Source organism: Caulobacter sp. GW821-FHT10E02, assembly GCF_059415225.1.
On sequence record NZ_JBWKMV010000003.1, the window covers coordinates 159,165 to 182,874 of the forward strand.

Genomic DNA, 23,710 nt, shown 5'->3' on the forward strand with positions numbered 1-23,710 from the left:
TCCGGTGCGGCCGGAGACTTAAGCACCGGCCCTCATGGTGTCAACGCGAAGACCCCGGCGTAAGTAAGGCTTTCAACCCCGTTAGTGGCCGTCCTGCCTCAGTTTTCGCGAGGCCGAACGCTTTCGGCGCCGAAGCCGTTTCCACTCGGCGAAAAAGCACGCTAGAGCCCTTTGCAACAAAGCCGGAGATATTGGCCTTGAAGACCACTTTCCGCCTCGCGAGTCTGATCAGCGCCGTGGCCTGTGTGCTGCTGGTGGCGGCCTGCGGCCAGAACAAGGTCGCCGACAAGCCGCCGGAGCCCGGTGACACCGCCGTGGCGCGGGTCAACGGCCAGGTGATCTGGGCGTCCGACGTCAAGCGCGAGGCCGTGGCCCAGGGCCTGATCAGCGAAGGCGAGCCGCTGGACATCTCCAGCGAGGTCTTCCGCCAGCGCCTCGACGAGGTCATCGACCAGAAGCTGCTGGCCTCCGAGGCCGTCAAGCGCAAGCTGGACAAGGATCCCATCGTGCAGCGCCGCCTGGCCGCTCAGCGCGAGCGGGTGCTGGGCGACCGCCTGGTCGAGGGCGTCGTCGAGAAGGCCGTCACCGAGGACGCCATCCGCAAGCTCTATGCAGAGCAGCAGAAGCTTTCGAAGCGCTCGGAAGAGATCCGCGCCCGCCAGATCATCGTCGGCACCCAGGCCGAGGCCGATAGCATCAAGAAGCTCTTGGGCACCGGCGCCTCGTTCGACGCTCTCGCCATGGAGCGCTCGACCGACCAGGCCACCCGCTTCAACGGCGGGGACCTGGGCTATTTCACCCTGGACGTGATGCCCGAGCCCTATGGCGTGGCCCTGAAGGACGCCGCCAAGGGCGCGCTCGTCGGGCCGTTCGCGGCCGAGGGCGGCTGGGTCATCGTCAAGGTCGAGGACAAGCGCACCGAGGAACCGATCGCGCTGGAGGCCGCCCGGCCGCAGATCGTGCGCTTCCTGACGTACGACCAGGTCCGCGACATCCTCGAGAAGCTGCGCGGCTCGGCCAAGGTCGAGATGCTGATCGGCAAGCCCCAGGACGTCTCCGGTACGACCGGCGCCCAGGAGCCGGCCTCGGCCCCGGCGGAACCCCCGGCCGGCGCGCCGGCCTCGGCTCCGCCTCCTCCCGCCCAACCCGCCAAGAAGTAAGAGCGGCCCATGACCAAGACTCCAAAGACTTCGGGCAAACAGGCGGCCGCGAAGGCTCCTGAAGCCGCGCCCACGACGACTGGGCAGAACCCCGTGGCCGCCGCCGGCGCCGCGATCGAGCGCGCCCTGGTCGACCCGCTGACCTCGGCCCTGAAGCGCGCGGGCCTTCGCCGCGCCCAGAAGTCGGCTGGCGAGGTCGCGCCGGTTCCCGCTGCTCCTACGCCCGCCAAGGCGGCCGCGCCCGGCAAGCCGGGTCTGGCCGTCTCGCCCCTGGCCGTGCCGTTCCCGGTCATTCCGCCGATCGCCGGCGTCGAGATCGCCACCGGCCGCGCCGGCTTCTACAAGCACGAGCGGGAAGACCTGCTGCTGATGAGCTTCGCCGAGGGCACCTCGGCGGCGGGTGTCTTCACCCGTCATGGCGTCGGCTCGGCCCCGGTCGACTGGTGCAAGCGCCAGCTGGCCGCCACCGGCGGGGCGGACGTCCGCGCACTGGTGGTCAACGCCGGCTGCGCCAACAGCTTCACCGGCCGCCCCGGCGCCGACGCCGTGCGCCGCGTGGCCACGGCCGTGGGCAAGCGCCTGGACTGCCGCCAGCGCGACGTGATGATGGCCTCGACCGGCGTCATTGGCGTCATCCTGGACGACGCCAAGATCACCGCCCGCCTGCCGGAGGTCGAAGCCCGCCTGAAGGCCGACGCCTGGGCCGAGGCCGGCCGGGCGATCATGACCACCGACACCTTCCCGAAGGGCGCCTATGCCACGACCCTGATCGACGGGCATGAGGTCAAGATCGCAGGCATCGCCAAGGGCTCGGGCATGATCGCGCCCGACATGGCGACCATGCTGGCCTTCGTGGCCACCGACGCGGCCATCGCGCCCGCGGCGCTGCAGACCCTGGTCAGCCTCTACACCCGCACGACGTTCAACTGCGTGACGGTGGACGGCGACCGCTCGACCAACGACACCCTGCTGCTGTTCGCCACCGGCCAGTCGGGCGCGCCCAAGATCCACCGCGCCGGCGACAAGCGCCTGGCCGACTTCCGCGAGAAGCTGGAAGCGGTGCTGCTGGACCTGGCCCTGCAGCTGGTCCGCGACGGCGAGGGCGCGACCAAGTTCGTCAAGATCACCGTCAACGGCGCCGAAAGCCCGGCCTCGGCCCGCAAGATCGCCCGCACCATCGCCGAGAGCCCGCTGGTCAAGACCGCCTTCGCCGGCGAGGACGCCAACTGGGGCCGCATCGTCATGGCCGTGGGCCGCGCCGACGAGCCGGTCGCCCGCGAGAAGATCAGCGTCAAGTTCGGCGACCTCTACGCCGCCCGCGACGGCCTGGTCTCGGCCGAATACGACGAGGCCAAGATGAGCGCCTACGTCAAGAACCAGGAGTTCGAGGTCAGCGTCGACGTCGGCGTCGGCAAGGGCTCGGCCACGGTCTGGACCTGCGACCTGACCAAGCAGTACGTGGCCATCAACGGCGACTACCGGAGCTAAGCCATGACCGACCTCACTCCCGATCAAGAAGCTGCTCTGCTCGAAAACCTCACCCAGGTCTGCCGGAGCGCCGGCTACGTCGTCGAGGCGATCGATCGCGGCCTGGAAGTGTCCGGCGGCGAGGAGGAGGGCGCGTTCTACCTGCTGCCCGACCACGGCTGGCTGCAGGTGCGCTGCCTGGTGCTGGCGCCCGAGGACCTGGACGAGGCCCGCGACCTGACGGCCCTGTTCGAGACCATGGCCAAGGCCCAGTTCCGGATGATCGGCTGCCGCTTCGGCTACGACATCGAGACGGGCCTGTGGCTGGTCGAGGACCTCTATCCGGGCTTCGATCCGGCCAAGGTCCCGGCCGTGCTGGAACAGCAGACCTTCATCTGGGACGCCCTGGAGGACCTGTTCGAGGGCGCCCTGGGCGGCGTCGTGCCCAACGAGGACGCGTTCGACGCGGCCTTTGAGCTGGAAGCGGCCACCCCGCCGAACTAGTCTCGACGCCCTGGCGCCAAAGGGAACCGGCGGTCACGCTTGTCGTTCCTGATCGGTGTTTACTCGCGTGGAGGGCGTTGCGATGTCTCGGAAGCTGTTCGTCATGATCGGAGCGGTGGTCGCCCTGGCGATCGCCCCGACGGCTCACGCCCAGATGAAGCCGCCCTCGAAGCCGGACGAACCCGGCGGCCGCTGGGGCGAGGCCAAGAAGAAGGCCGTCGATATCGGCAGCCAGCCGGCCCGCGACGTCGGCATGTCCAAGCGCGAGATCCCGCCGATCCTGGAGAAGGCCTTCCAGGACCCCTACAGCATCAAGGGCCTGAAGACCTGCGTGGCGCTGGCCAATGAGGTCAAGGCCCTGAACGCGGTGCTGGGCGCCGACTACGTGGTCGGCAACGAATATACCGAGAACCGCAAGGGCAAGCTGGCCGAGGCCGGCGGCAAGACCATCATCAACAGCATCATCCCGTTCCGCGGCCTGGTCCGCGAAGTGACCGGCGCGGCCCCGGCGGATCGGCACATGAACGCGGTGGTGGATGCGGGCTTGGCGCGGCGCGGGTTCCTGCGCGGGGTGCACCTGAAGCAGGGCTGCAAGACGCGGTTCTAGGCGCTGTGCGTCCTTCGAGGCTCGCCTTCGGCTCACACCTCAGGATGAGGAATTCAGAGAGACCCTCATCCTGAGGTGCGCGCTCCTGAGCGCGCCTCGAAGGACGCAGTGCGCTTACAACTTGCTCATGTCTACCACGAAGCGATACCGCACATCGCTCTTGGCCATGCGCTTGTAGGCCTCGTTGATCTGGTCGATGGCGATGACCTCGATGTCGGCGACGATGTTGTTCTCGCCGCAGAAGTCGAGCATCTCCTGGGTCTCCTTGATCGAGCCGATCATCGAGCCGGCCAGGGTGCGGCGGCCGGGGATCAGGGCGAAGGCGTTCAGCGGCACGGGCTCTTCCGGCGCGCCGACCAGGACCATGGTCCCGTCGATCTTCAGGAGGTTCAGGTACGATCCCCAGTCGATGCCGGCCGAGACGGTGCAGATCAGCAGGTCGAATTCACCGGCCAGGGTCTCGAAGGTCTTCGCATCGCTGGTGGCGTAGTAGTGGTCCGCGCCCATCTTCAGGCCGTCGGCCTGCTTGGACAGGGTCTGGCTCAGCACGGTGACCTCGGCGCCCATGGCGTGGGCCAGCTTGACGCCCATGTGGCCAAGGCCGCCCATGCCCAGGATCGCGACCTTCTTGCCGGGACCGGCGTTCCAGTGGCGCAGGGGCGAGTACAGGGTGATGCCGGCGCACAGCAGCGGGGCGGCGGCGTCCAGCGGCAGGTTCTCGGGGATCGACAGGACGTAGTCTTCCTTGACCACCATGTGGTCGGAATAGCCGCCATAGGTCGGCGTGTCCGAACCCGGCTCGAAGCCGCTGTAGGTCAGGACGAGGCCCGGCTGGTACTGCTCGCGGTCCAGGTCGCGGGCTTCCTTGCAGGTGACGCAGCTGTCGACGAAGCAGCCGACGCCGACATGGTCGCCTTCCTTGAACTTGGTGACGTTCGAGCCGACGGCGGTGACCACGCCGGCGACCTCGTGGCCCGGCACGATCGGATAGACGCTCTGGCCCCAGCCGTTGTCGACCATATGGATGTCGGAGTGGCAGACGCCGCAGTACTTGATCGAGATGACGACGTCGTCGGCGTTGGGCTCGCGGCGTTCGAAGCTGAACGGAGCCAGGGGCGCGCCAGCGGCTTGCGCCGCGTAACCTTTAGCGGTGGCCATTCGGAAGTGTCCTTGAATGTGGGGGACGATCGGGGAGGATCGAACGACCGGGTGTTTGCCATGCGCCCGGCGCGCGGCGTTATGCCGATCCTGCAAAGCTCATGCACGATCCTGCAAAAGGCCGTGAGGTCGGTTTTCGCCCCGCCTGCGGAGGCGTAGAGGTGAGGTGTTCCGAAAGCTTTGGAAACCAAGCCCTTGAGCGCCTCCGCCACCGCCGACGTCTATTCTGAGATCGCCGGGATCGTCGCCCGTTACGCCGACGACGAGGCGATCGAGTCGCCGATCGACGGCCTGTTCATCGTCAAGCGCAGCTCGCCCACCCAGCCGCTGCACGCCCACCAGCGGCCGTCCTTCTGGTTGGTCGCCCAGGGCCGCAAGTGCGTGACGATCGGCGAGGAAGAGCTGCACTACGGCGTCGGCGACTGCCTGCTGGTGGCCCTGGACATGCCGGTCTCCTCGCGCATCACCCACGCCAGCGAGGCCCAGCCGCACCTGTGCGTCGGCGTGGAGATCAATCCGGCCCGGCTGGCCGAGCTGATGGGCCGCCTGCCGGCCCGGGCGGTCGTCCCGTGCGACGGCGTGCGCGGCGTCGCGGTTACCCGGGCCGCGCCCGCGCTGCTGGACGCCACGCTCCGCCTTCTCCGCCTGCTGGACCGCCCTCAGGACGTGGTGGCCCTGGCGCCGCTGATCGAGCAGGAGATCCTCTATCACCTGCTGAGCGGTCCGTGCGGCGCCCGCCTGCTGAACATCGCCCTGGCCGAGGGTCAGGGCCACCGCGTCACCCGCGCCGTCGCCTGGCTGCGCCAGCACTTCGCCCAGACCCTGCGCATCGAGGTCCTGGCCGAGCACGTGGGCATGAGCGAGAGCTCGCTGCACCACCACTTCAAGGCCGTCACCGGCATGACGCCGATGCAGTACCAGAAGCAGCTGCGCCTCTACGAGGCCCGCCGCCTGATGCTGGCCGAAGGCCTGGACGTCGGCGCGGCCGGCTTCGCCGTCGGCTACCAGAGCCCCTCCCAGTTCAGCCGCGAATACCGCCGGCTGTATGGCCTGTCTCCGGCCCGCGACGTCGAGGCGCTGCGGGTGCCGATCGCGGCGGAGTAGGGCTGGCGTTGCGCTTGAAGGTTGTCGCGTGGCTCATCTAAGGTTGATTCCAAGTACAGCTTGGGGGCGACCGTGGCGACACCGACTAAACAGGACATCCTGACCGCGATGACCGCCCCTCTGGGCGGTTGGAAGACGTCCGTCGTCACCTACAGCTTTCCCACCTCCGCGAGTACGTGGACGGGTTACTCCCAAGGCGCGGAGCCTTATCGGCCGGAGTTCCGAGGCTTTTCCGCCGCCGAAGCCGACATTTTCCGTACCGCGCTGGCGGTGTACGACAAATTCATCGCGCTGAGCTTCGAGGAGGTTCAGGAACCCGGGGCGAGCGGCGATATCCGCGCCGCGGTGACAGGCAACGCCGGTTCGGGCTCGGTGGGCTGGGCCTACTATCCGGGACCGAAAGCCGTGAGCGGCGATATCTGGATAGGCGCGCAACACAGCGCGAGCTACGAGTCGGTGCTCCAGGTGTTGGGGCCTGCTCTGGGGGTCGTGAATCCCTACGACCTGCCGACGGAATACCGGTCGTGGCCCTATTCCCTCTTCGGCACTTCCATCGTGCGCAACGTCCTGACGGTCTCGCCTACGGGGCAGGCGTCGCTCGAGTCCGTAAAGGCCGGCGAGCCGATGCTGTACGACGTCCTTGTCCTGCAGACCCTGTACGGGGGTGATCCGGAAACCGGCAAGGGCGACACGGTCTATGCGCTGAACGCGCCGAAGACGCTCGGCCAGGTACTCTACGATGCATCAGGTACGGACACGATCGACGCGTCCGCCAACACGCGGTCGTCGACGATCGATCTGGAGCCGGGCTCGTTCTCGAGCATCGGGCAGTACACCGTCGAGGACCAGGCCCGCGACTACAGAGCGATAACGCCGCAGCTCAACTGGAATGGGTGGTTGGCGGACGGCGCAAGCACCTCCCTCTTCAGCTGGACCAACAACGTCTCGATCGCCTTCGGGACGATCATAGAAAACGCGATCGGCGGGGCGGTCGCCGACGTCATCTCGGGCAACAGCGTCGCCAATGAGCTGACAGGCATGGGCGGCGATGATGTCCTGGATGGCCGTGGCGGTATCGATACGGCGATCTTCAGGGGCGTCGCCAATGACTACACCTGGCAGAAAGGCGCGGACGGCAAATGGGTCGTCCGGGACTCGCGCCCCGACCGTGATGGCGTCGACACGCTTCAAAACATCGAGATCCTGCGCTTCGCGGATAAGAGCGTGGTCCTCGCCAGTCTGTCCCAGAAGCTTGAAACGGCCTTTGCGTCGATCCTGCGCGCGGGCAGCGCGTCGAGCGCCTATGCGGGCTTCGCGTTCGACCTGCAGCTGAAGCTTGCTGCTGGCGCGACGGACGCCGACGCCGTCTCGGCCATCGTCAAGGGCGCCGTCGCCACGACGTCGGTCGCATCGATGAGCTATCAATTCTTCACGGGCAAGGTTCCCAGCGACGTCGGCGTCGACTTCCTGATCTCGCCGACCGGCCCCAACACGACCAATCTCAACAGCGCCTACTACGCCAAGTTCGACACGGTGAACCGCTACATCAACTTCGCGGTGAACCTGGGCAAGACCGGCGAGGCCAAGGACAGCTTCCTGGCCAAGTACGGATCGCTCAGCCTGATCGACGCCACCAAGGAGGCCTACAAGGCCATCTTCGGCGCGACCCCGAGCGACGCCAAGGCCCATGCCCTGATCGACAGCCGGGTGGACTATCTCGCCTACTATGGCGGCGATGGTCCCAACGGCATCGGGACCAAGGCGGCGATGGTCGGCTTCCTGCTGGCGGCGGCGGCCACCGAGGACGTCGGGGTGCTGGCGCGTTCCAACGACGCCTGGCTCACGGACCTTTCCGATGGGACTGCGCCTTACGCGGTCAACATCCTCGATCCGGCCCAGGGCTACTACAAGGCCGAGTTCATCTTCGGCGGCGCCTAGCCGCCTTGCGCCCGCTCGGGCGATGGCGTCACATGCCGCCGCGTTGCGTGTTTGGGGGCGGGTTTGACGGAAGCCTTGATCGTTCGCGGCTTGAACAAGACGTTCGCCAAGCCTGCGGTGTCCGACCTCGACCTGACGGTCCATGCGGGCGAGCTCTATGCCCTGTTGGGGCCGAACGGGGCGGGCAAGACCACGACTTTGCGGATGGTGGCGGGCCTGACCCAGCCCGATAGCGGCGAGGTGGCGATCTTCGGCGTCGACGCCCGCAAGGACCCGGCGGCGGCCAAGGCCCTGCTGGCCTGGGCGCCCGACGAGGCGATGATCTACGACAAGCTGACGCCCCTGGAATATCTGGAGTTCGTCGCCGGCCTCTGGAACATCGAGCCCAAGGCGGCGAAGGCCAAGGCCGAGCAGCTGCTGGAGACCCTGGGCCTGGCCAGCGAGGCGCGCCGCCGTTGCGAGGGTTTCTCGCGCGGCATGAAGCAGAAGGTCGCCCTGGCCGGGGCGCTGATCCACGATCCCAAGCTGCTGATCCTGGACGAGCCGCTGACCGGTCTCGACGCCGCCGCCGCGCGCCTGGTCAAGGACATGCTGCAGGCCCGCGTCGACGCCGGCGGCACGGTGATCCTGACCACCCACATCCTGGAGGTCGCCGAGCGCATGGCCGACCGCATCGGCATCATCGCCGGCGGCCGCCTGCTGGCCGAGGGCACGATGGACGAGCTGCGCGGCAAGGCCGGCGAGGCCAGCGGCCGGACGCTGGAGGACGTGTTCCTGCAGCTGACGTCCGAGGCTGTGGCGCCGTGAGCTTGCCCTTCAAGCCGGCCAGCACGCCCTGGCTTCTGGCCCATGAATTGCGCTTGGCCTGGCGGGGCTTTCTCGCGGGCCGCAAGGGCAGGGGACCGGGGGCGCTGATCGCCTTCGTGATCCTGGGCGGGCTGATCGTGGCCGGCGGCGTGGCCATGGGCCTGGCCCTGCGCGGCCAGCAGGTCCCGGTGATCCCGCTGGCGGTGGTTCTCGTTGATCTGGCGCTGGCGGTGATCCTGACCCTGATGCTGTCGGGGACCTTGGCCGGCGCGGCCGACGCTCTCTACGAGCGCGGCGATCTCGATCTGCTGTTCTCCTCGCCGCTGTCGCCACGCAAGGTGCTGTTCGTCCGAGCGCTGGGCTTGGCGGTCAATGCTGGGCTCTGGTTCATGATCCCGGCGGTCCTGCTGCTGACGCCGTCGATCGTGCTGGGCCACCCGGCTTGGCTGGGGGTGTTCGTGGTGCTGGCGGCGGCGGCCCTAGGCGCATCCGGTGTCGGCCTGCTGCTGGCCATGGCGCTGTTCGCCTTGATCGGTCCGCGCCGCACGCGCACCGTGGCCCAGGTGATGGCGGCCCTGATCGGCGCGGCGTTCTTCCTGGCCAGCCAGTACCGCAACCTGATGGGCGAGAAGGCGAGCGAAAGCCTGTTCGCCCGCATCGCCATGGACGCCAAGGATGGCCGCATCCAGCCGCCGCCCTTCGCTGACCTGCCGCTGCGCGCGGCGCTGGGCGAGCCAGTTCCGTTGCTGATCCTGGTCGCGGTCGGCGCGGGGCTCTTCCTGTTCGCCGCCCAGGTGCTGGGCCGGCGCTTCGCCGACGCGGCCGCCGCCACCCAAGGGGCCGAGACCCGCAAGGGCGCGCGCGGTCCGACGCGAGCGTTCGCCGCCGGACCGTTCCAGGCCACGGTGCGCAAGGAGCTGCGCCTGATCAGCCGTGACGCGGCGCTGCTGTCGCAGGTGCTGCTGCGGGTGCTGTACATGCTGCCCCTGGCCCTGGTGCTGGCCCGCAGCGCCGCGCACATGCCAGTCTGGGCGTTGGCGGGGCCGGCCGCCGCCGTGACCTTCCTGGCCGGACAGGTGGCCGGGAGCCTCGTCTGGATCACCGTCTCGGCCGAGGACACCCCCGACCTGCTGGCCATCGCGCCGGCGCCGATGTCGGTGCTGCGCCAGGCCAAGCTGGTCGCCGCCCTCGTGCCCGTCGCCGTGCTGCTGGCGATCCCGATCGGGGTGCTGGCCTGGTACGCGCCGCTGGCCGGTCTGTGGACCGCGCTCGGCTCGGCCCTGACGGCCTGGAGCGCCGGCCTGATCGGCGTCTGGCATCAGAAGCCCGGCAAGCGCGTCGACTTCCGCCGCCGGCGCACGGGCTCGTTGCTGGCGACCTTGGCGGAGCTGATCGTGGCGGCGCTGATCGGCGGGGCGACGGCGCTGGCCGTGGCGGGATGGCTGGTCTGGGCCGTGCTGCCGCTGATCGTGGTCGGGGCGCTGATGATGGCGCTGCGGCGGACGGATGCGCAGATTGGGGCGAGCCTTAGGGCGGCGGCCTAGGCCTCCAGCAACGCCCGGATCCGGCACACCACCCCGTCCGGGTGGAAGTCGATCGCCGCCGAGCCCGACAGCTCCGCCGCCAGGCCGCGTTCGATCAGGCGCGAGCCGAAGCCTCGATCCGTGGGAATGCTGACTGGTGGCCCGCCGCTCTCGGTCCAGGTCAGATCGAGCCGCGCCGCGCCAGGCACCGGCGCCAGGTCCCACGCCACCCGGATGCGGCCCTCCGGCGTCGAGAGCGCCCCGTACTTCATGGCGTTGGTGGCCAGCTCGTGCAGGGCCATCGACAGCGACAGCGCCGTCTTGGGCGACAGGCGGATCGAGGGACCGCTGAGCTCGAACCGGCCGGCCCCGCCGTGCAGGGCGGCCAGACGCGTGGTGACGTCGTGCAGCTCGGCGCCTTCCCAGTTCTCGCGGGTCAGGAGGTCGTGGGCCTCGGCCAGGGCGACGATGCGGCTGGAGAAGGCCTCCTGCGCCTGGTGCAGGGCGCGCTCGCCGGTGAAGCTCTGGGCGGCGATGGCCTGGATGGTGGCCAGGCTGTTCTTGACCCGGTGGTTCAGCTCGTTGACCAGCAGCCGCAGGTGCAGCTCGGCGCGCTTGCGGTCGGTGACATTGACCACGGCTCCGACGAAGCGGTGGGGCTTGCCGTCGTCGCCGAAGAACACCTTGCCCTTCACCCCCAGCCAGCGCTCGACATGGTCGTCGCGGCCGATGGCGCGGTACTCGACGGCGTAGTCGGCGCGCACGGCCGGGTCCATGGCCTGGTCGGTGGCGTCGCGCACCCGGGCCACGTCGGCGGGGTGGATCAGGCCAAAGGCCGTCTCGGTGTCGACCGGCTCGCCCGGCGTCATGCCGAACATCTGGTAGCAGCGGTCCGACCAGGTCAGCGCCCCGCTGTCGAGGTCGAGGTCCCAGGTGCCGACATCGGCGGCGTCGACGGCCTGGCGCAGGGTCTCTTCCTGGCGCAGCTGCAGCTCGATCGCCTCGCGCCGGTCGGTGACGTCGGAGACCACGCCGACGAAGCGCACGCAGTCGGGACCGTCGAAGAACGCCTGGCCGAAGGTCTCGACCCAGCGCAGCGCGCCGTCGTCGTCGCGGCGGATGCGGTAGTCCAGGTTGATCGTCCCCGGCCCGGCCGGATCGGTGGCCGCCGCCACGGCCGCCATGACCATCGGCAGGTCGTCGGGGTGGATCAGCCGCTCGAAGGTCGCCTGGTCCGGTCCGACGCCCGGCCCCAGGCCGAAGATGGCGCGGGCGCGCTCGTCCCAGAAGCGCTGGCCCAGGTGCGGCTTGTGATCCCAGCGACCCATGCCGGCGGCCTGGGCGGCGAGATCGAGGTCCAGGCGGGCGGCGGCCAGCTCGGCCTCGACCTGCTTGCGCTCGGTGATGTCGACGACCACGCCGGTGTTGCGGGCCGGCTTGCCGTCCTCGCCCAGATAGGCGCGGCCGCGCGTATAGACCCAGCGGACCGAGCCGTCGGCCTGCACCAGCCGGTACTCCCCGGAAAAGTCGCCGCCGGTCGCCGCGACGGAGAGGGCGATGTCCTGGACGCGCTTGCGGTCCTCGGGGTGGACGGCGGGGGTGTAGCTCTGCACCGGCAGGCCGGCTTCGGCATATTCGGGCGAGACGTTGTGCATCTCGGCGTAGCGGGCGTCGGCATAGACCTTGTTGGCGGGGATGTCCCACTCCCAGGCCCCGACCACGCCGGCCACCTCGCGGGCCATGTCGTAGCGTTCCTGGGTGGTCTTCAGCGTCCTGCGGTCGGCCACCGACTCGGAGACCTCGACCGCCGTGACCAGCACCCCGCCGACGCCGTTCGGTGCGGTCGCGTCGGGCACGGGGCTGTAGCTGATGGTGAAGTAGCCGGTCTCCTGCGCCCCGCCGCGCGTGACCTTCAGGGGCAGCTTCTCGAACGCGAAGCCGCCGCTGGACCCGGCCAGGATGTCCTCGTGGAAGGCGCGGATCGAACCCTGGAAGTCGGGCGAGGTCTGGTCCAGCCGGGTCCCCAGCGCCTCGGGATGCCGCTCGTGCAGGGCCGGGGCGTAGGCGTCGTTGTAGATCAGGACGAGCTCGGGACCCCAGCGCAGGGCCATGGGGAAGTTGGTCGCCAGGATCATGTCCACGACCAGGCGCAGGCTGGGCGACCAGGCGTCTCGGGGGCCGACGGAGGTCTTGGACCAGTCAAACGCACGCACGCGTTCAGCCATCTCGCCGCCGGCGATTCTGGTCAGCACAGGCGCGGCGCGTGGCTTGCCCTCGCCCATTCGTGGTCCCCCATCCGGTCAGCCGACCGGCCCTTAACCATGGTGGACCCATAGGCAGGCCGGATTCAAGCGTCGCTTTCTTAACCGCACGCACGAAAACGCCCGGAGAACGCGAAAGGTTCTCCGGGCGCAACTCGTTGTTCGGACTAGGGTATTAGTCGATCGGGGACCAGGATTTGGCCGCCGGAGCAGCCGGACGCTTGGGCCCCCGGAACTCGTTCTGGGGACCGCCGGGCTTACGACCCTGGCCTTGGCCGGGACCACGGCCGGCGTTTCCGCCGCGACCCTGGGCCTTCTGGCCTTCCGGACGACCGCCGCCGTTACCGCCGCCGCCGCCGTTGCGGGCGCCGCTGCGGGGCCGCTTGCGGCGCAGTTCCGACGGGACGTCGTTGCGCGGATCGGCCTTGCGGGGATCGACGTACTTCTCGGCCGGCGCCAGCTTGTCGGCGACGGCCGCGGCGGCCGCCAGCTGCTTGTCGTTGCGGCGATCGAAGGACGGGATCGTCTGGCGAGTGGCCTTCTGGATGTCCTTCAGCAGGTTACGTTCGTCATCGGCGCAGAAGCTGATGGCGATGCCGTCCTTGCCCTTGCGGGCGGTGCGGCCGATCCGGTGGACATAGGCCTCCGGCACGTTGGGCAGCTCGTAGTTGATGACGTGGCTGACGTCGTTGACGTCGATGCCGCGCGCGGCGATGTCGGTCGCCACCAGGGCCCGCATCTCGCCGGCCTTGAAGGCGGCGAGGGCGCGCTCACGCTGGCCTTGCGTCTTGTCGCCGTGGATCGAGGCGGCCTCGATGCCGGCGGCGTTCAGGTACTTGGCCACGCGGTCGGCGCCGCGCTTGGTGCGCGTGAAGACGATCGTGCGTTCGACGCCCGGTTCGGCCAGGATCTCGGCCAGCAGCGGACGCTTGCGCTGCGCCTCGATGAACAGCACGCGCTGGTCGATACGCTCGACGGTGGTCGCTTGCGGCGCCACCGAGACCTGCACCGGATCCTTCAGCAGCTCACCGGCCAGCTTGCCGATTTCCGTCGGCATGGTGGCCGAGAAGAACAGGTTCTGGCGGTTCTTGGTCAGCTGGCTGGCGATCTTGCGGATCGGCACCACGAAGCCCAGGTCCAGCATCTGGTCGGCTTCGTCGAGGACGAAGATCTCGGTGCTGGAGACGTTGGCCGACTTCTCGGCCATGTGGTCCATCAGGCGGCCCGGGGTGGCGACGAGTACGTCGATACCGCCGGCCAGGGCCTTCATCTGCGGGCCGTACTTCACGCCGCCGTAGATGGTGTGGACGCTGAGGCCCATGTGGACGGCGTAGGCCTTGAAGTTCTCGGCGATCTGGGTGGCCAGCTCGCGGGTCGGCGACAGGACCAGGCAGCGGAAGCCGCGGCGCGGGGCCGGCTTACGGTCTTCGGCCAGGCGCTGCAGGATCGGCAGGGCGAAGGCGGCGGTCTTGCCGGTGCCGGTCTGGGCGATGCCCAGCAGGTCCTTGCCTTGCAGGATGACCGGGATGGCCTGGGCCTGGATCGGCGTCGGCTCCTTGTAGCCCTTCTCGGCAAGGGCCTTCAGCAGCGGCTTGGCCAGGCCAAGGTCAGCAAATTGCGTCAATGGAATCAGTCTTTCATGCGCCGAATGCAGCCCATGCGTCCTCGCACGGCTGGCCCCTCGGCTGGTCGTCGGGGGAGCGCCCCGCGTGCACGGGCGATCTGATGAGAAAACTCTCAAGGCGCTCGACAGGCTGGTCCGAAAACGGACCCTCACGCGGCTGGAGCGCCAATAGCGTCGAAGAGGACGCGAGGCTCATATCTTATGTTGCGCTGCAAAAGTCAAGGAAGAGCGCCGTTGCGCCTCTTGCCACCTCCGCGTCACCGCGCCACACCCAGCCTCATGACCAAGCCGATCGTCCTCGTCGCCGCCGCCGCTCTGATCGATGTCGATGGGCGGGTGCTGATCTGTCAGCGGCCGCAGGGCAAGTCGCTGGCCGGCCTGTGGGAGTTCCCGGGCGGCAAGGTCGAGCCGGGCGAGACGCCGGAAGAGTGCCTGATCCGCGAGCTGGACGAGGAGCTGGGCATCAAGGTCGCCCAGGCCTGCCTCGCGCCGTTCGTTTTCGCGTCCCACAGTTACGAGTCTTTTCACCTCATGATGCCACTCTACCTGTTGCGTCGATGGGAAGGCCAAGTGACGCGCAAGGAGCATGAGGGCCTGGCATGGGTGAAACCCGACAAGCTTGCGGACTATCCGATGCCGCCGGCGGACGAGCCTCTGGTGGCCTGGCTGCGCGATCTGCTCTGAAGCGGTTCTGGGCCGACGAGTCCGGCGCCACCGCGATCGAATACGGCCTCATCGCCGGACTGATCGCCCTGGTCATCATCGGCGGCATGACGGCGTTCAGCGCCGCCACGAACAAGGCCTTGGGCAAGGCCTCGACGGCCATCGGCACCTGATTACGGCGTAGGCTTTTCGCCCGCCGGCTGTTCCTTAGTGCCCAGCGCATCGGCCAGCCGCATCTTGGCCGAACCCGGCCGCAGCGGCTTCTGCTGGCTTTCGTGCGGCGTCCAGCCCGTCACCGAGACGATCTCGAACGTCGCCGGCACGCGGCCGTCGGCCTCGGCGAAGCGCTCGACATAAAGCTCCATCGCCCGGAACAGCACCTTGCGGGGCAGGGGCTTGCGCGAGCGGTCCAGCAGCACGCTGGTCTCGCCCATGCGGCGCAGGTCCTGCAGCAGCTTGATCGGGTGGGCGTAGCGGACCTTCACGCGATCGACGTCCGCCACCGGTAGCGCGAAACCCGCCCGTTGCAGCAGGCCCGCCGCGTCGATGGCGTCGGCGAACGGCGACACCCGCATCGAGGCGCCGTCCGTCAGCTCGGCCTCGGCGGCCAGCAGGCATTGGCGCAGCTCGGTCAGAGTCGCCCCGCCGAAGATCGCGCCCAGGAACAGGCCGTCGGGCCGCAGGGCGCGGCGGATCTGGATCAGCGCGCCGACCAGGTCATTGGTCCAGTGCAGTGACAGGGTCGAGACCACCAGATCCAGGGTGGCGTCGCCGAACGGCAGGCGCTCCTCGTCGGCGGCGACGCGCAGGGTGTCACGGCCATCCAGCATCCGCGCCGACAGGTCGGTTTCGATCAGGGTGTCGATGTTGGCGCGGGCGTCGCTCTCGGCCAAGGCCTTGAAAAAATGGCCGTTTCTCGCGCCGAGGTCGACGGCGACCGGAAAGCGTCGCAGGATCGTCTCCAGCCGCATGACCACGTCCTGGGCCACGCGGGCCTTCAGGAAATCGGCGGACGCGTAGTCGCGCGCGGCGCGGTCGAGGCGGGCGCGATGCAGGGCGCGGTCGAAGAGCAGGGGGGAGGCGGTCATTGCGCGCGGAACATGGCGACTCCGGACCGTTCTGGAAAGGTCTTGGGCGAAGCGTGCTCGATCTGCTGCTGCCGCCGTCCAGCCTGGACGGCGAGGCGGCGCTGAGCGGCGGGCTGTCGGCCAGCGCCTTCGCCAAGGTGACGTTCCTGGACGACCCCGTCTGCGACGGCTGCGGGCTGGCCATGGCCTATGCCGAGGCGGCTGTGGAGCGCTGTCCCACCTGCCAGGCCAGGCCCCGCGCGTTCCAGCGGGCGCGAGCGGCCTGCGTCTATGACGAGCACTCCCGCGAGCTGATCCTGAAGCTGAAGCACGCCGACCGCACCGACCTGGCCGGCCTGTTCGCGCGCTGGCTGTCGCGGGCCTCGGCCGACCTGCTGGACGAAGCCGACGCGGTGGCGCCTGTGCCTGTCCACCGCAGTCGGATGCTCAGCCGGCGCTACAACCAGGCCGCCGAGATCGCGCGGCCGCTGGCCCGGATGGCGGACCTCGCCTATCTGCCCGACGCCTTGATCCGCAAGCGCGACACCGACAGCCAGGGCGGCAAGTCGGCGACCGGTCGGCGGCGCAATGTGGCCGCCGCCTTCGCCGTCCCCGAGGCCCGCCGCCACCGGGTCGTCGGCCGACGGATCGTTCTGATTGATGACGTGTTGACCACCGGAGCCACGGCCGAGGGCTGCGCGCGAGCGCTTCTGGCGGCCGGGGCCGCGTCGGTGACGTTATCTGTCGTCGCCCGCGTTACAGAAATGCAGGCGCGTCCTATATAAGGACGCACGAGTCCACGAGTCAGAGCATGGCCAAAGTCACCATCTACACCCGTCCGTTCTGCGGCTACTGCGCCCGCGCCCTGTCCTTGCTCACCGACAAGGGCGCCGACTTCACCGAGGTCGAGGCCGGCATGGATCCCAACCTGCGTCAGGAGATGATGCAGCGCTCGGGCCGCACCACCTTCCCGCAGATCTTCGTCGGCGAAGAGCATATCGGCGGCTGCGACGACATGATGGCCCTCGAGCGCGAGGGCAAGCTGGACCAGATGCTCGCCGCATGATCCTCAAGGTCGGTCTGATCCAGACCCGCACCCCCGCGACCCACGCGGCGGCGCTGGCCCATGTCGCGCCGCTGGTCCGCGAGGCGATCGCCGGTGGCGCGCAATTCGTCCTGACGCCGGAGTGCACCAACGTCCTGCAGAGGGATCGCAGCAAGCTGCTGCCGACCCTGACGGCGCTGGACGATGATCCGGTGGTCAATGGCCTGCGCGAGATCGCGGCGCAGACCGGGACCTGGATCGACGTCGGCTCGGCCCTGGTCCGGCGCGAGGACGGCAAGGCGGCCAACCGCCAGGTCGTGATCGATCCGACGGGCAAGATCGTGGCGACCTACGACAAGCTGCACATGTTCGACGTCGACCTGCCGACCGGCGAGACGGCGCGGGAGTCGGCGACCTACACGCCGGGCGAGACGGCGGTTGTGGTCGACACCCCGCTGGCCAAGTTCGGCCTGACCATCTGCTACGACATGCGCTTCCCGGCGCTGCATCGGGCGCTGGCCCTGGCCGGCGCAACGGTGATCACCGCGCCGGCGGCCTTCACCCGTCCGACCGGCGAGGCGCACTGGGACGTGCTGCTGCGCGCCCGGGCCATCGAGACCGGCTCGTTCGTGATCGCGGCGGCCCAGGGCGGCTTCCATGAGGACGGCCGCGGCACCTGGGGCCGCTCGATCGTGGTCGGGCCGTGGGGCGAGATCATCGCCAAGCTTGACCACGACGAGCCCGGCGTGCTGTTGGCCGAACTCGACCTGCCCGCTGCCCTCTCGGCGCGGGCGGCGATCCCGGTCCTCCAGAACGCCCGGCCTTTCGTCGGGCCCTGAAAGCGCGCACCCTCAAGTCCATGATAAAGTACGCGCTCCAGTGCGACGCGGCCCACGAGTTCGAGGGCTGGTTCGGCTCGTCGACGGACTATGACGACCAGTCCGCGCGTGGCTTGGTCGAGTGTCCGCTGTGCGGCTCGCACGGCGTCTCCAAGCAGATCATGGCCCCGGCCGTGGCGGGGACGAAGGCCCAGCGCTCGGCGCCCGAGGTCGACGCCAAGACGCGCGAGATGATGATGACGGCCATGGGCGAGGTCCGCCGGCACGTCGAGGACAACTTCGACTATGTCGGCGACGCCTTCGCCAAGGAGGCTCGCGCCATCCACGAGGGCAAGTCCGAGGAACGCGGCATCTACGGCGAGGCGTCGCCCACCGAGGTCAAGGCGCTGATCGAGGACGGCGTGCGGGTCGCGCCCTTGCCGCCGGCCGCACCGAAGAAGACCGACGTCAACTGAAGGTCTCCCGCTAGGAACGGCAGGACCAGCGCCGCGGTCAGCGACAGACAGCCCGCCGCGATGTTCAGCGCATAGAGGGCCGCGGCGACCGCGTAGAGCAGCCAGCGCTTGTCTTCCGTCCGGGCCACATAGGCCGCCACCGCCGGGGCCAGCAGGGCCAGCTCGTAGTTCATGGCATAGGGCGAGATCAGCAGCGCGCCGCCCAGCAGGGCGATCAGCTGCGCGGGCCAGGCGTCACGACGGAACGCGCTCCAGACCGCCCACACGACCAACGGCGCCAGCAGCCAGGCCCAGGCGCCGTTGACGCCCAGGGCGGCCAGCTTGGCGTAGGGCGTGATGGCGGTGTCCAGCAGGCCTTGCTGGGCCACGACGGCGTTGAAGCGGGGCAGGGCGGCGAACCAGTCGAGCCAGGTCTGCACGCCGAACAGACCGGCCGAGGCCGCGCAGATCAGCAGCCCGCCCGCGCCGGTGAACAGGATTGTCCGCCATTGCCCCTGGGCCGCCAGGGCGATGGGCAGCAGGACCAGAAGCTGCGGCTTGATCGAGGCGGCGATGGCGAGCATCAGGCCCGCGAGCGCCGGCCGGGCGCGGAACGACAGGCCCAGCACCACCAGGCCGGCGATCAGCAGGCTGAGCTGGCCGCAGAAGATCGTGAAGGCCACCGTCGGCAGCAGCACCTGCCACCACGGCGCGCGAATCCTGACCCCGGCGATCGCCAGCACCGCCAGGCTCAACGCCATCAGCGCCAGATAGGCCAGCTTGAACGGCAGCAGGCCCAGGGGCGCGAACAGCAGCAGGGCCGAGGGCGGGTTGATGTAGGGGCGCAGCACGTCGTCCGAGGCGGCGATGCCTTGCAGCGCGCTGAGATACCGGAAGTCGTAGAGCCGCGCGGGCTCGGCTGCCGCCACGCGCCCGCCGTTCCAGATGGCCAGGAAGTCGACGCCCGCCGGCTGGAGGGTCAGGTTGCGCGCCACCAGCAGGCTGAGCAGGGCGAACATCGCCAGCAGCGCTAGCAACAGGACGCGGCGGTTGGCAGGCCTCTGGACGTTGGATTGCGCCATGACCCCCAAGGTCGCGGGCAAGTCTTAAGGGGCCGAAAACACGAAGGGCGCCGGACCGAGGCCCGACGCCCTTTTGTCTATCCGTACCGGCTAGCGGTTAGCGATAGCGGTACTCGTAGTGGCACTTCTTCTTGCCCTTGCCGATCTCGTGACCGGCGACGGCGCCGACACCCGCGCCCAGCAGGGCGCCTTCGGTCTTGTTGCCGTGGCCGGCGACGGTGTTGCCGAGCAGGGCGCCCGACAGGCCGCCGATGATCGCGCCGTTCTTGGCCTTGGACTTGTTGCAGACCAGGACCCGCTCACGGCGGTTCTGGGCTTCGGCGGCGGTGATGGCGACGGAGCTGACGGTGAAGCCGACAACGGTGGCCAGGACGATGGTCTTCAGGCGCGCACGCATGGCGAGCTCTCCAATTGTTTTTGTTTAGATCCCTCGGTGACGTAACGCCCAAGCTGACGGCCGGTTTCCTAATTAGTCGGCCAGCCGACCGTCGAGCTCAGGTCTTACGTTCTGGGGATCATCCATCGACGCGATAACGGCCGTCGGCGTCGGGGCAGACGCGGACATAGCGCTGCTCGACACGGCCGTTGTACTCGGTCGGCGCCGGGGCCAGGCGGCAGCGTTCGCTGGCGGCGGCGTAGCGGCCGTCGCTGTAGCGATAGGGCTGGGTCTGCTCGTAGCTGTAGTAGTTGCCGCGCGTGTCGCACTTGGCCGAGGCGTTGCCCACGGCCGCGCCGACGCCGGCGCCGACCAGGGCGCCCAACACGGTGCCTTCCGGACGGGCGTTACGGGCGGCGACGTTCGAGCCCAGGGCCGCGCCGGCCAGCGCGCCGATCACCCCGCCGACCGTGGCGTTGCGCTTGGCGTCCTGACGGCAGTCGCTGGGGGAGGAGACGTTGGCGCTGGTGTCGATGCTGTAGGCGCCGGCATAGGGCGCGGCGTAGCGCGCGCCTTCGCCCGGGTTGCGGCGGTCATAGGCGCCGTTGCCGTAGCGACGGTCGTAGTCGTCGCGGGCCGAATAGTAACGGTCGCGATCGCGCTCCCACTGCGCGCGATTGGCGTCATAGCCCGAGGCCTGGCTCACCCCGCTGGTGCGGAAGCGGTCGGCGTCGCGCGGGTGGCGGCGGTCATAGGAGCCATCGCCGTTGCGGCGGTCGTAGTCGTAGCGGGCGCGCTCATAGTTGGCGCGGGCCCGTTCGAACTCGGCCTGCTCGGAATAGTACGCGGCGCTGTCGCGGTACTGGGCCGTGCGATAGCGCTCGGCATAGCTGGGATTGCGACGGTCATAGGCGCCGCGGCCGTAGCGGCGGTCATAGGTGTCGCGGGCCTGGATGTAGTTGGCCCGATCACGCTCGTAGGCGTCCTGGCGGTCCTGATACTCGGCGACCTTGTCGTAGTACGAGGCGCGCTGGGCGTCGTAGTTCTGAAGGCTGCGCTGATACGCGGAATCCTGGGCGAAGGCTGGAGCGATCGCGCCGCAAGCCATGGTGGTCGCCAGCAAGGCGGCCAAAGTCTTGGAAGTCATGTGAGTCTCCGTTCCCTCTCGAACGGATCGACGGCCGACCCCCGACAGTTGGGTCGCCAATCCGGGTTCTTGTCCCTGCGGAGGGAAAAGCCCCGGCGGCGGCTAAGTTCCCTGAAGGGTTAATCCGTCAGCCACTCCAGCGCGAAGGCCTGGCCGTTCCAGAGCAGCACGGCCTGCGACGCTTCGGCGTGGCCCAGGGTCAGGTCGCCCTGGCGCACAGTGACCGAGGCGTGAGGGCAGGGGGCGTTGGCCGCGCCCGCGCCCTTGCCGCAGGCGGTCGGCGTGGGGCCGCCGGTCTTGGCCGCGAGCATGTAATCCGGCGGGTTCAGGCCCAACCGCACGCGCTCGGGCGCGCCGGGCGAAGCGCCGCGGGTGACCTGGAGGAAATAGACGTCGCGGCCCTCGCGGACGATCGCGGCGCTGTCGGGCTTACCGTCATGGTCGAAGTCGCCGGACACGGGGGCGGGCAGGCTGGAGGCTGCGAGCAGGGCCAGGAGCGCAATCATCGAACTACCTCACGCGGACAATGTGAGGTCACTGTGACTCAATCTCTGGTGACGGTCATCATGTAGTTGATGTCGACATCGGCCGAGCGGCTCCAGCGGCCGGTCAGAGGATTGTAGGCCACGCCGAAGGGGCCGTGCATCTGAACGGGCTCGCCGGCGAGGAAGGCGCGCAGCTCCTCGGGCTTGAGGAACTGCTTCCACTCGTGGGTGCCGGGCGGCACCCAGCGCAGCACGTATTCGGCGCCGATCTTGGCCAGGGCCAGGGCCTTCAGCGTGCGGTTCAGGGTGGCGACGATCATCAGGCCGCCGGGCTTGAGCAGTCGCGAGCAGGTGCGCAGGAATTCGCCCGGATCGGCCACGTGCTCGATGACCTCCATGGTCAGCACCACGTCGAACGGCCCCGCGCCCTCGGCCAGCAGCTGCTCGGCGGTGGCGGGGCGGTAGCCGATCTCGAGACCCTGCTCGGCCGCGTGGGCGGCGGCGGTCTTGATGTTCTTCTCCGAGGCGTCGACGGCCGTGACGGTGAAGCCTAGCCGCGCCATCGGCTCGGACAGCAGGCCGCCGCCACAACCGATGTCGAGCAGGGAGAGGCCCTCGAACGGCTGGCGCAGATTGCCGTCGCGCTCGAAGCGGGCCAGGGCCTCCTCGCGGATGAAGGAGAGGCGGCAGGGGTTGAACACGTGCAGCGGCGCGAACTTGCCCTTGGGGTCCCACCACTCGGCGGCGATCGCCGAGAAGCGCGCCACGTCGGCGGGGTCGATGCTCCAGGAGGGGGCGGCTGCTTGCGTCATGGGCGGTGTTCTAGAGCAGGGCGACGACGAACTGAACCACCTCTTCGGAAGGAGAAACCGTCACAAACCCTCGCTAAGGGCGACGCTTCGCAGAAACGGGGGTTTCGCCATCTCCGCTCCACCGCCCAACCTGGCCTGGATCGCCGCCGAGGTGCTGCCGCACGAGCCGGACGTCCGCGCCTGGCTGCGCCGCCGCTTTCCGGACGTCGAGGTCGATGACGTGATCCAGGAGGCCTACAGCCGGATCGCCGGCGCGCGGACCGGCGCGGTCAGCTCGGGGCGGGCCTATTTCATCGCCACGGCCCGCAACATCGTCATCGAGCAGATCCGCCGCAAACGCGTGGTGCGCTTCCAGGCGCTGTCGGTGTTCGACGCCGAGAGCCTGATCGACGAGACTCCGTCGCCCGAGCAGATCACCGCCCATCGCCGCCGGCTGGAGGCCGTGCGCGAAGTGGTGCAGGTGATGCCGGCCCTGTGCCGCGAGATCTTCACCCTGCGCAAGTTCTACGGCTATTCGCAGCGCGAGATCGCCGGCCGTCTGGGCGTCTCCGAGAACACCGTCGAAAAGGAAGTCGCGCGCGGCGTCCGGCTGGTGTTGGAGACCGTTTCCGGCGATGCAGGCCAGCCCTACGCCACGACCAGCCGACGTTCGACCCAATGAGCCCTCCCGCCAACGATTCCGACACCATCGACGGCCTGGCCGCCGACTGGGTGGCGCGCGTGGACGCGGGACCGCTGTCGCGCGATGACGCCCAAGTGCTGGACGCCTGGCTGGCCGAGGACCGCCGCCACCACGGGGCCTATGTCCGCGCCCAAGCCGCCTGGGCCCTGGCCGAGGCCCGCACCGAGCCGGCGGCGCCGCCTGTCCGCAAGCCCACGTCGCGCCGCGCCGCCATCGCCGCTGGTCTGGTCGCCGGCGGAGCAGGGCTGGCCGGCCTGTGGACCTGGCGCGTGTCTGAGCGCGTCGTCACGGCCCGGGGCGAGGTGCTGCGCGCGCCGCTGTCGGACGGCAGCCTGGCGGTGGTCAACACCGACTCGCGCCTGGACCTGGCCATCGGCCGCAAGCGGCGTGGCGTGCGCCTGGCGCGGGGCGAGGCCTGGTTCGAAGTCGCCAAGGACCCGTCGCGGCCCTTCACCGTGGCGCTGGGCGACCTGCGGGTGCAGGCGGTGGGCACGGCCTTCTCGGTGCGCCAGCGCGAGGGCGGGGCCGAGGTGGTGGTGACCGAGGGCGTGGTCGCCGCCTGGAACGTCCATGCCGACCGGGCGGTGCTGCGCCTGAACGCCGGCGACAAGGCCTTCCTGTCGTCCGAGCCGCTGCGCGCGCCCGCCGTCGACCGCATCGGCGAGGTCCGGGCCCAGCGCCTGCTGGCCTGGAAGGACGGGCTGATCATGCTGGAGGACCGCACGCTGGAAGAGGCGGTCGCCGAGTTCAACCGCTACAACGACCGCAAGCTGGTGGTCGAGGATCCGGCCCTGGGTCGGCGGCGGCTGGTCGGCGCGTTCCAGGCCAACGATCCCGAAGGTTTCGTTCGTGCTCTGACGAAAATAACCGATGCTCGCGCCGAGGAACGCAAAGGCGAGATTCTGCTCCGCGCCGACTAGCGGAA

At 69.3% G+C, this 23,710-nt stretch carries 25 protein-coding genes and 1 pseudogene; 17 read left to right on the forward strand and 9 right to left on the reverse strand.

Annotation, left to right across the window (positions count from 1 at the left end; all coding sequences use genetic code 11):
- Positions 1-191: 191 nt before the first annotated feature.
- From AC07NI_RS15935 to AC07NI_RS15955, 5 genes and pseudogenes are all read left to right on the forward strand, one after another.
- A complete protein-coding gene (locus AC07NI_RS15935) occupies positions 192-1,160 on the forward strand; it encodes a peptidylprolyl isomerase (protein ID WP_494620824.1) in 969 nt (322 codons plus the stop codon).
- Between the two features lie 9 nt (positions 1,161-1,169).
- Positions 1,170-2,648, forward strand: a complete 1,479-nt coding sequence (gene argJ, locus AC07NI_RS15940; protein WP_494620826.1) for a bifunctional glutamate N-acetyltransferase/amino-acid acetyltransferase ArgJ — start codon at positions 1,170-1,172, stop codon at positions 2,646-2,648.
- A gap of 3 nt (positions 2,649-2,651) precedes the next feature.
- Positions 2,652-3,131, forward strand: coding sequence for a hypothetical protein (locus AC07NI_RS15945; protein WP_494620828.1), 480 nt, complete (start codon positions 2,652-2,654; stop codon positions 3,129-3,131).
- An 82-nt stretch (positions 3,132-3,213) separates the two neighbouring features.
- Positions 3,214-3,738: a hypothetical protein gene (locus AC07NI_RS15950; protein ID WP_494620830.1), complete on the forward strand. Its 525-nt coding sequence runs from the start codon at positions 3,214-3,216 to the stop codon at positions 3,736-3,738.
- Positions 3,728-3,796: pseudogene (locus AC07NI_RS15955) on the forward strand (hypothetical protein); the annotation flags it as partial. The gene AC07NI_RS15950 and the pseudogene AC07NI_RS15955, both read left to right, overlap by 11 nt.
- A 56-nt stretch (positions 3,797-3,852) precedes the next feature.
- On the opposite strand, the gene AC07NI_RS15960 reads toward AC07NI_RS15955, so the two are convergent.
- The gene (locus AC07NI_RS15960) at positions 3,853-4,896 is read right to left on the reverse strand and encodes an NAD(P)-dependent alcohol dehydrogenase (RefSeq protein WP_494620832.1); all 1,044 of its coding nucleotides are present in this window, start codon (positions 4,894-4,896) and stop codon (positions 3,853-3,855) included.
- A gap of 195 nt (positions 4,897-5,091) precedes the next feature.
- Between AC07NI_RS15960 and AC07NI_RS15965 the strand changes: the two genes are divergently transcribed.
- The 4 genes from AC07NI_RS15965 to AC07NI_RS15980 all read left to right on the forward strand — a co-directional run bounded on the left by AC07NI_RS15965 (position 5,092) and on the right by AC07NI_RS15980 (position 10,289).
- Entirely contained in the window at positions 5,092-6,000 is a 909-nt protein-coding gene (locus AC07NI_RS15965) for an AraC family transcriptional regulator (protein WP_494620834.1), read from the forward strand.
- A gap of 72 nt (positions 6,001-6,072) precedes the next feature.
- Positions 6,073-7,938 (forward strand): hypothetical protein, encoded by a 1,866-nt coding sequence (locus AC07NI_RS15970; protein ID WP_494620836.1) that lies wholly within the window; start codon positions 6,073-6,075, stop codon positions 7,936-7,938.
- A gap of 51 nt (positions 7,939-7,989) precedes the next feature.
- A complete protein-coding gene (locus tag AC07NI_RS15975) occupies positions 7,990-8,745 on the forward strand; it encodes an ABC transporter ATP-binding protein (protein ID WP_494620838.1) in 756 nt (251 codons plus the stop codon).
- On the forward strand, positions 8,742-10,289 hold the full coding sequence (locus AC07NI_RS15980) for a hypothetical protein (protein ID WP_494620840.1): 1,548 nt from the start codon (positions 8,742-8,744) through the stop codon (positions 10,287-10,289). Before AC07NI_RS15975 ends, AC07NI_RS15980 begins: the two co-directional genes overlap by 4 nt.
- On the opposite strand, the gene AC07NI_RS15985 is transcribed toward AC07NI_RS15980, so the two are convergent.
- Together AC07NI_RS15985 and AC07NI_RS15990 are read right to left on the reverse strand one after the other, a co-directional pair.
- Positions 10,286-12,550, reverse strand: a complete 2,265-nt coding sequence (locus tag AC07NI_RS15985) for a PAS domain-containing protein (RefSeq protein ID WP_494620842.1) — start codon at positions 12,548-12,550, stop codon at positions 10,286-10,288. The genes AC07NI_RS15980 and AC07NI_RS15985 overlap by 4 nt on opposite strands.
- Positions 12,551-12,704: 154 nt before the next feature.
- Entirely contained in the window at positions 12,705-14,153 is a 1,449-nt protein-coding gene (locus tag AC07NI_RS15990; protein WP_494620844.1) for a DEAD/DEAH box helicase, read from the reverse strand.
- A gap of 279 nt (positions 14,154-14,432) precedes the next feature.
- Between AC07NI_RS15990 and mutT the strand changes: the two genes are divergently transcribed.
- The gene (gene mutT / locus AC07NI_RS15995; RefSeq protein WP_494620846.1) at positions 14,433-14,837 is read left to right on the forward strand and encodes an 8-oxo-dGTP diphosphatase MutT; all 405 of its coding nucleotides are present in this window, start codon (positions 14,433-14,435) and stop codon (positions 14,835-14,837) included.
- On the forward strand, positions 14,753-14,989 hold the full coding sequence (locus AC07NI_RS16000; RefSeq protein WP_494620848.1) for a Flp family type IVb pilin: 237 nt from the start codon (positions 14,753-14,755) through the stop codon (positions 14,987-14,989). The genes mutT and AC07NI_RS16000 overlap by 85 nt, the downstream gene beginning before the upstream one ends.
- Here the strand turns inward: AC07NI_RS16000 and AC07NI_RS16005 are convergent, their stop codons facing one another.
- A complete protein-coding gene (locus AC07NI_RS16005) occupies positions 14,990-15,904 on the reverse strand; it encodes a methyltransferase domain-containing protein (RefSeq protein ID WP_494620850.1) in 915 nt (304 codons plus the stop codon).
- Between AC07NI_RS16005 and AC07NI_RS16010 the strand changes: the two genes are divergently transcribed.
- The 4 genes from AC07NI_RS16010 to AC07NI_RS16025 are packed head-to-tail and all read left to right on the forward strand — an operon-like array spanning position 15,904 to position 18,222.
- Entirely contained in the window at positions 15,904-16,668 is a 765-nt protein-coding gene (locus tag AC07NI_RS16010) for a ComF family protein (RefSeq protein WP_494620852.1), read from the forward strand. The genes AC07NI_RS16005 and AC07NI_RS16010 overlap by 1 nt on opposite strands.
- Positions 16,669-16,694: 26 nt before the next feature.
- Positions 16,695-16,949 carry a glutaredoxin 3 gene (grxC, locus tag AC07NI_RS16015; protein ID WP_494620854.1) on the forward strand — a complete coding sequence of 85 codons (255 nt, stop codon included), beginning with the start codon at positions 16,695-16,697 and terminating at the stop codon, positions 16,947-16,949.
- On the forward strand, positions 16,946-17,767 hold the full coding sequence (locus AC07NI_RS16020; protein WP_494620856.1) for a carbon-nitrogen hydrolase family protein: 822 nt from the start codon (positions 16,946-16,948) through the stop codon (positions 17,765-17,767). The genes grxC and AC07NI_RS16020 overlap by 4 nt, the downstream gene beginning before the upstream one ends.
- A gap of 20 nt (positions 17,768-17,787) precedes the next feature.
- A complete protein-coding gene (locus tag AC07NI_RS16025; protein WP_494620858.1) occupies positions 17,788-18,222 on the forward strand; it encodes a DUF1178 family protein in 435 nt (144 codons plus the stop codon).
- Here AC07NI_RS16025 and AC07NI_RS16030 read toward each other — a convergent pair.
- From AC07NI_RS16030 to ubiG, 5 genes are all read right to left on the reverse strand, one after another.
- On the reverse strand, positions 18,120-19,283 hold the full coding sequence (locus AC07NI_RS16030) for a glycosyltransferase family 87 protein (protein WP_494620860.1): 1,164 nt from the start codon (positions 19,281-19,283) through the stop codon (positions 18,120-18,122). The genes AC07NI_RS16025 and AC07NI_RS16030 overlap by 103 nt on opposite strands.
- A gap of 97 nt (positions 19,284-19,380) precedes the next feature.
- On the reverse strand, positions 19,381-19,680 hold the full coding sequence (locus tag AC07NI_RS16035) for a YMGG-like glycine zipper-containing protein (protein WP_494620862.1): 300 nt from the start codon (positions 19,678-19,680) through the stop codon (positions 19,381-19,383).
- A 118-nt stretch (positions 19,681-19,798) separates the two neighbouring features.
- A complete protein-coding gene (locus AC07NI_RS16040; RefSeq protein ID WP_494620864.1) occupies positions 19,799-20,806 on the reverse strand; it encodes a YMGG-like glycine zipper-containing protein in 1,008 nt (335 codons plus the stop codon).
- 119 nt (positions 20,807-20,925) lie between these two features.
- Positions 20,926-21,312, reverse strand: a complete 387-nt coding sequence (locus AC07NI_RS16045) for a hypothetical protein (protein WP_494620866.1) — start codon at positions 21,310-21,312, stop codon at positions 20,926-20,928.
- A 38-nt stretch (positions 21,313-21,350) separates the two neighbouring features.
- Positions 21,351-22,103 carry a bifunctional 2-polyprenyl-6-hydroxyphenol methylase/3-demethylubiquinol 3-O-methyltransferase UbiG gene (gene ubiG / locus AC07NI_RS16050; protein WP_494620868.1) on the reverse strand — a complete coding sequence of 251 codons (753 nt, stop codon included), beginning with the start codon at positions 22,101-22,103 and terminating at the stop codon, positions 21,351-21,353.
- Between ubiG and AC07NI_RS16055 the strand changes: the two genes are divergently transcribed.
- Both AC07NI_RS16055 and AC07NI_RS16060 read left to right on the forward strand, forming a co-directional pair.
- A complete protein-coding gene (locus AC07NI_RS16055) occupies positions 22,102-22,764 on the forward strand; it encodes an RNA polymerase sigma factor (protein ID WP_494620870.1) in 663 nt (220 codons plus the stop codon). The two genes, ubiG and AC07NI_RS16055, sit on opposite strands and share 2 nt — an antisense overlap.
- Positions 22,761-23,705, forward strand: coding sequence for a FecR family protein (locus tag AC07NI_RS16060; protein WP_494620872.1), 945 nt, complete (start codon positions 22,761-22,763; stop codon positions 23,703-23,705). Before AC07NI_RS16055 ends, AC07NI_RS16060 begins: the two co-directional genes overlap by 4 nt.
- Positions 23,706-23,710: the final 5 nt, after the last annotated feature.

Excerpts from the sequence above, each read along its gene's own strand:
- AC07NI_RS16060 (WP_494620872.1), top strand. The coding sequence starts at position 22,761 with ATGAGCCCTCCCGCCAACGATTCCGACACCATCGACGGCCTGGCCGCC.
- AC07NI_RS15960 (WP_494620832.1), bottom strand. The coding sequence starts at position 4,896 with ATGGCCACCGCTAAAGGTTACGCGGCGCAAGCCGCTGGCGCGCCCCTG.
- AC07NI_RS16000 (WP_494620848.1), top strand. The coding sequence starts at position 14,753 with ATGGGTGAAACCCGACAAGCTTGCGGACTATCCGATGCCGCCGGCGGA.
- ubiG (WP_494620868.1), bottom strand. The coding sequence starts at position 22,103 with ATGACGCAAGCAGCCGCCCCCTCCTGGAGCATCGACCCCGCCGACGTG.
- AC07NI_RS15945 (WP_494620828.1), top strand. The coding sequence starts at position 2,652 with ATGACCGACCTCACTCCCGATCAAGAAGCTGCTCTGCTCGAAAACCTC.
- AC07NI_RS16005 (WP_494620850.1), bottom strand. The coding sequence starts at position 15,904 with ATGACCGCCTCCCCCCTGCTCTTCGACCGCGCCCTGCATCGCGCCCGC.
- AC07NI_RS16055 (WP_494620870.1), top strand. The coding sequence starts at position 22,102 with ATGGGCGGTGTTCTAGAGCAGGGCGACGACGAACTGAACCACCTCTTC.
- AC07NI_RS16020 (WP_494620856.1), top strand. The coding sequence starts at position 16,946 with ATGATCCTCAAGGTCGGTCTGATCCAGACCCGCACCCCCGCGACCCAC.
- mutT (WP_494620846.1), top strand. The coding sequence starts at position 14,433 with ATGACCAAGCCGATCGTCCTCGTCGCCGCCGCCGCTCTGATCGATGTC.
- AC07NI_RS15985 (WP_494620842.1), bottom strand. The coding sequence starts at position 12,550 with ATGGGCGAGGGCAAGCCACGCGCCGCGCCTGTGCTGACCAGAATCGCC.
- AC07NI_RS16045 (WP_494620866.1), bottom strand. The coding sequence starts at position 21,312 with ATGATTGCGCTCCTGGCCCTGCTCGCAGCCTCCAGCCTGCCCGCCCCC.
- AC07NI_RS16030 (WP_494620860.1), bottom strand. The coding sequence starts at position 19,283 with ATGGCGCAATCCAACGTCCAGAGGCCTGCCAACCGCCGCGTCCTGTTG.
- AC07NI_RS15950 (WP_494620830.1), top strand. The coding sequence starts at position 3,214 with ATGTCTCGGAAGCTGTTCGTCATGATCGGAGCGGTGGTCGCCCTGGCG.
- AC07NI_RS16035 (WP_494620862.1), bottom strand. The coding sequence starts at position 19,680 with ATGCGTGCGCGCCTGAAGACCATCGTCCTGGCCACCGTTGTCGGCTTC.
- argJ (WP_494620826.1), top strand. The coding sequence starts at position 1,170 with ATGACCAAGACTCCAAAGACTTCGGGCAAACAGGCGGCCGCGAAGGCT.
- AC07NI_RS16025 (WP_494620858.1), top strand. The coding sequence starts at position 17,788 with ATGATAAAGTACGCGCTCCAGTGCGACGCGGCCCACGAGTTCGAGGGC.
- grxC (WP_494620854.1), top strand. The coding sequence starts at position 16,695 with ATGGCCAAAGTCACCATCTACACCCGTCCGTTCTGCGGCTACTGCGCC.
- AC07NI_RS16040 (WP_494620864.1), bottom strand. The coding sequence starts at position 20,806 with ATGACTTCCAAGACTTTGGCCGCCTTGCTGGCGACCACCATGGCTTGC.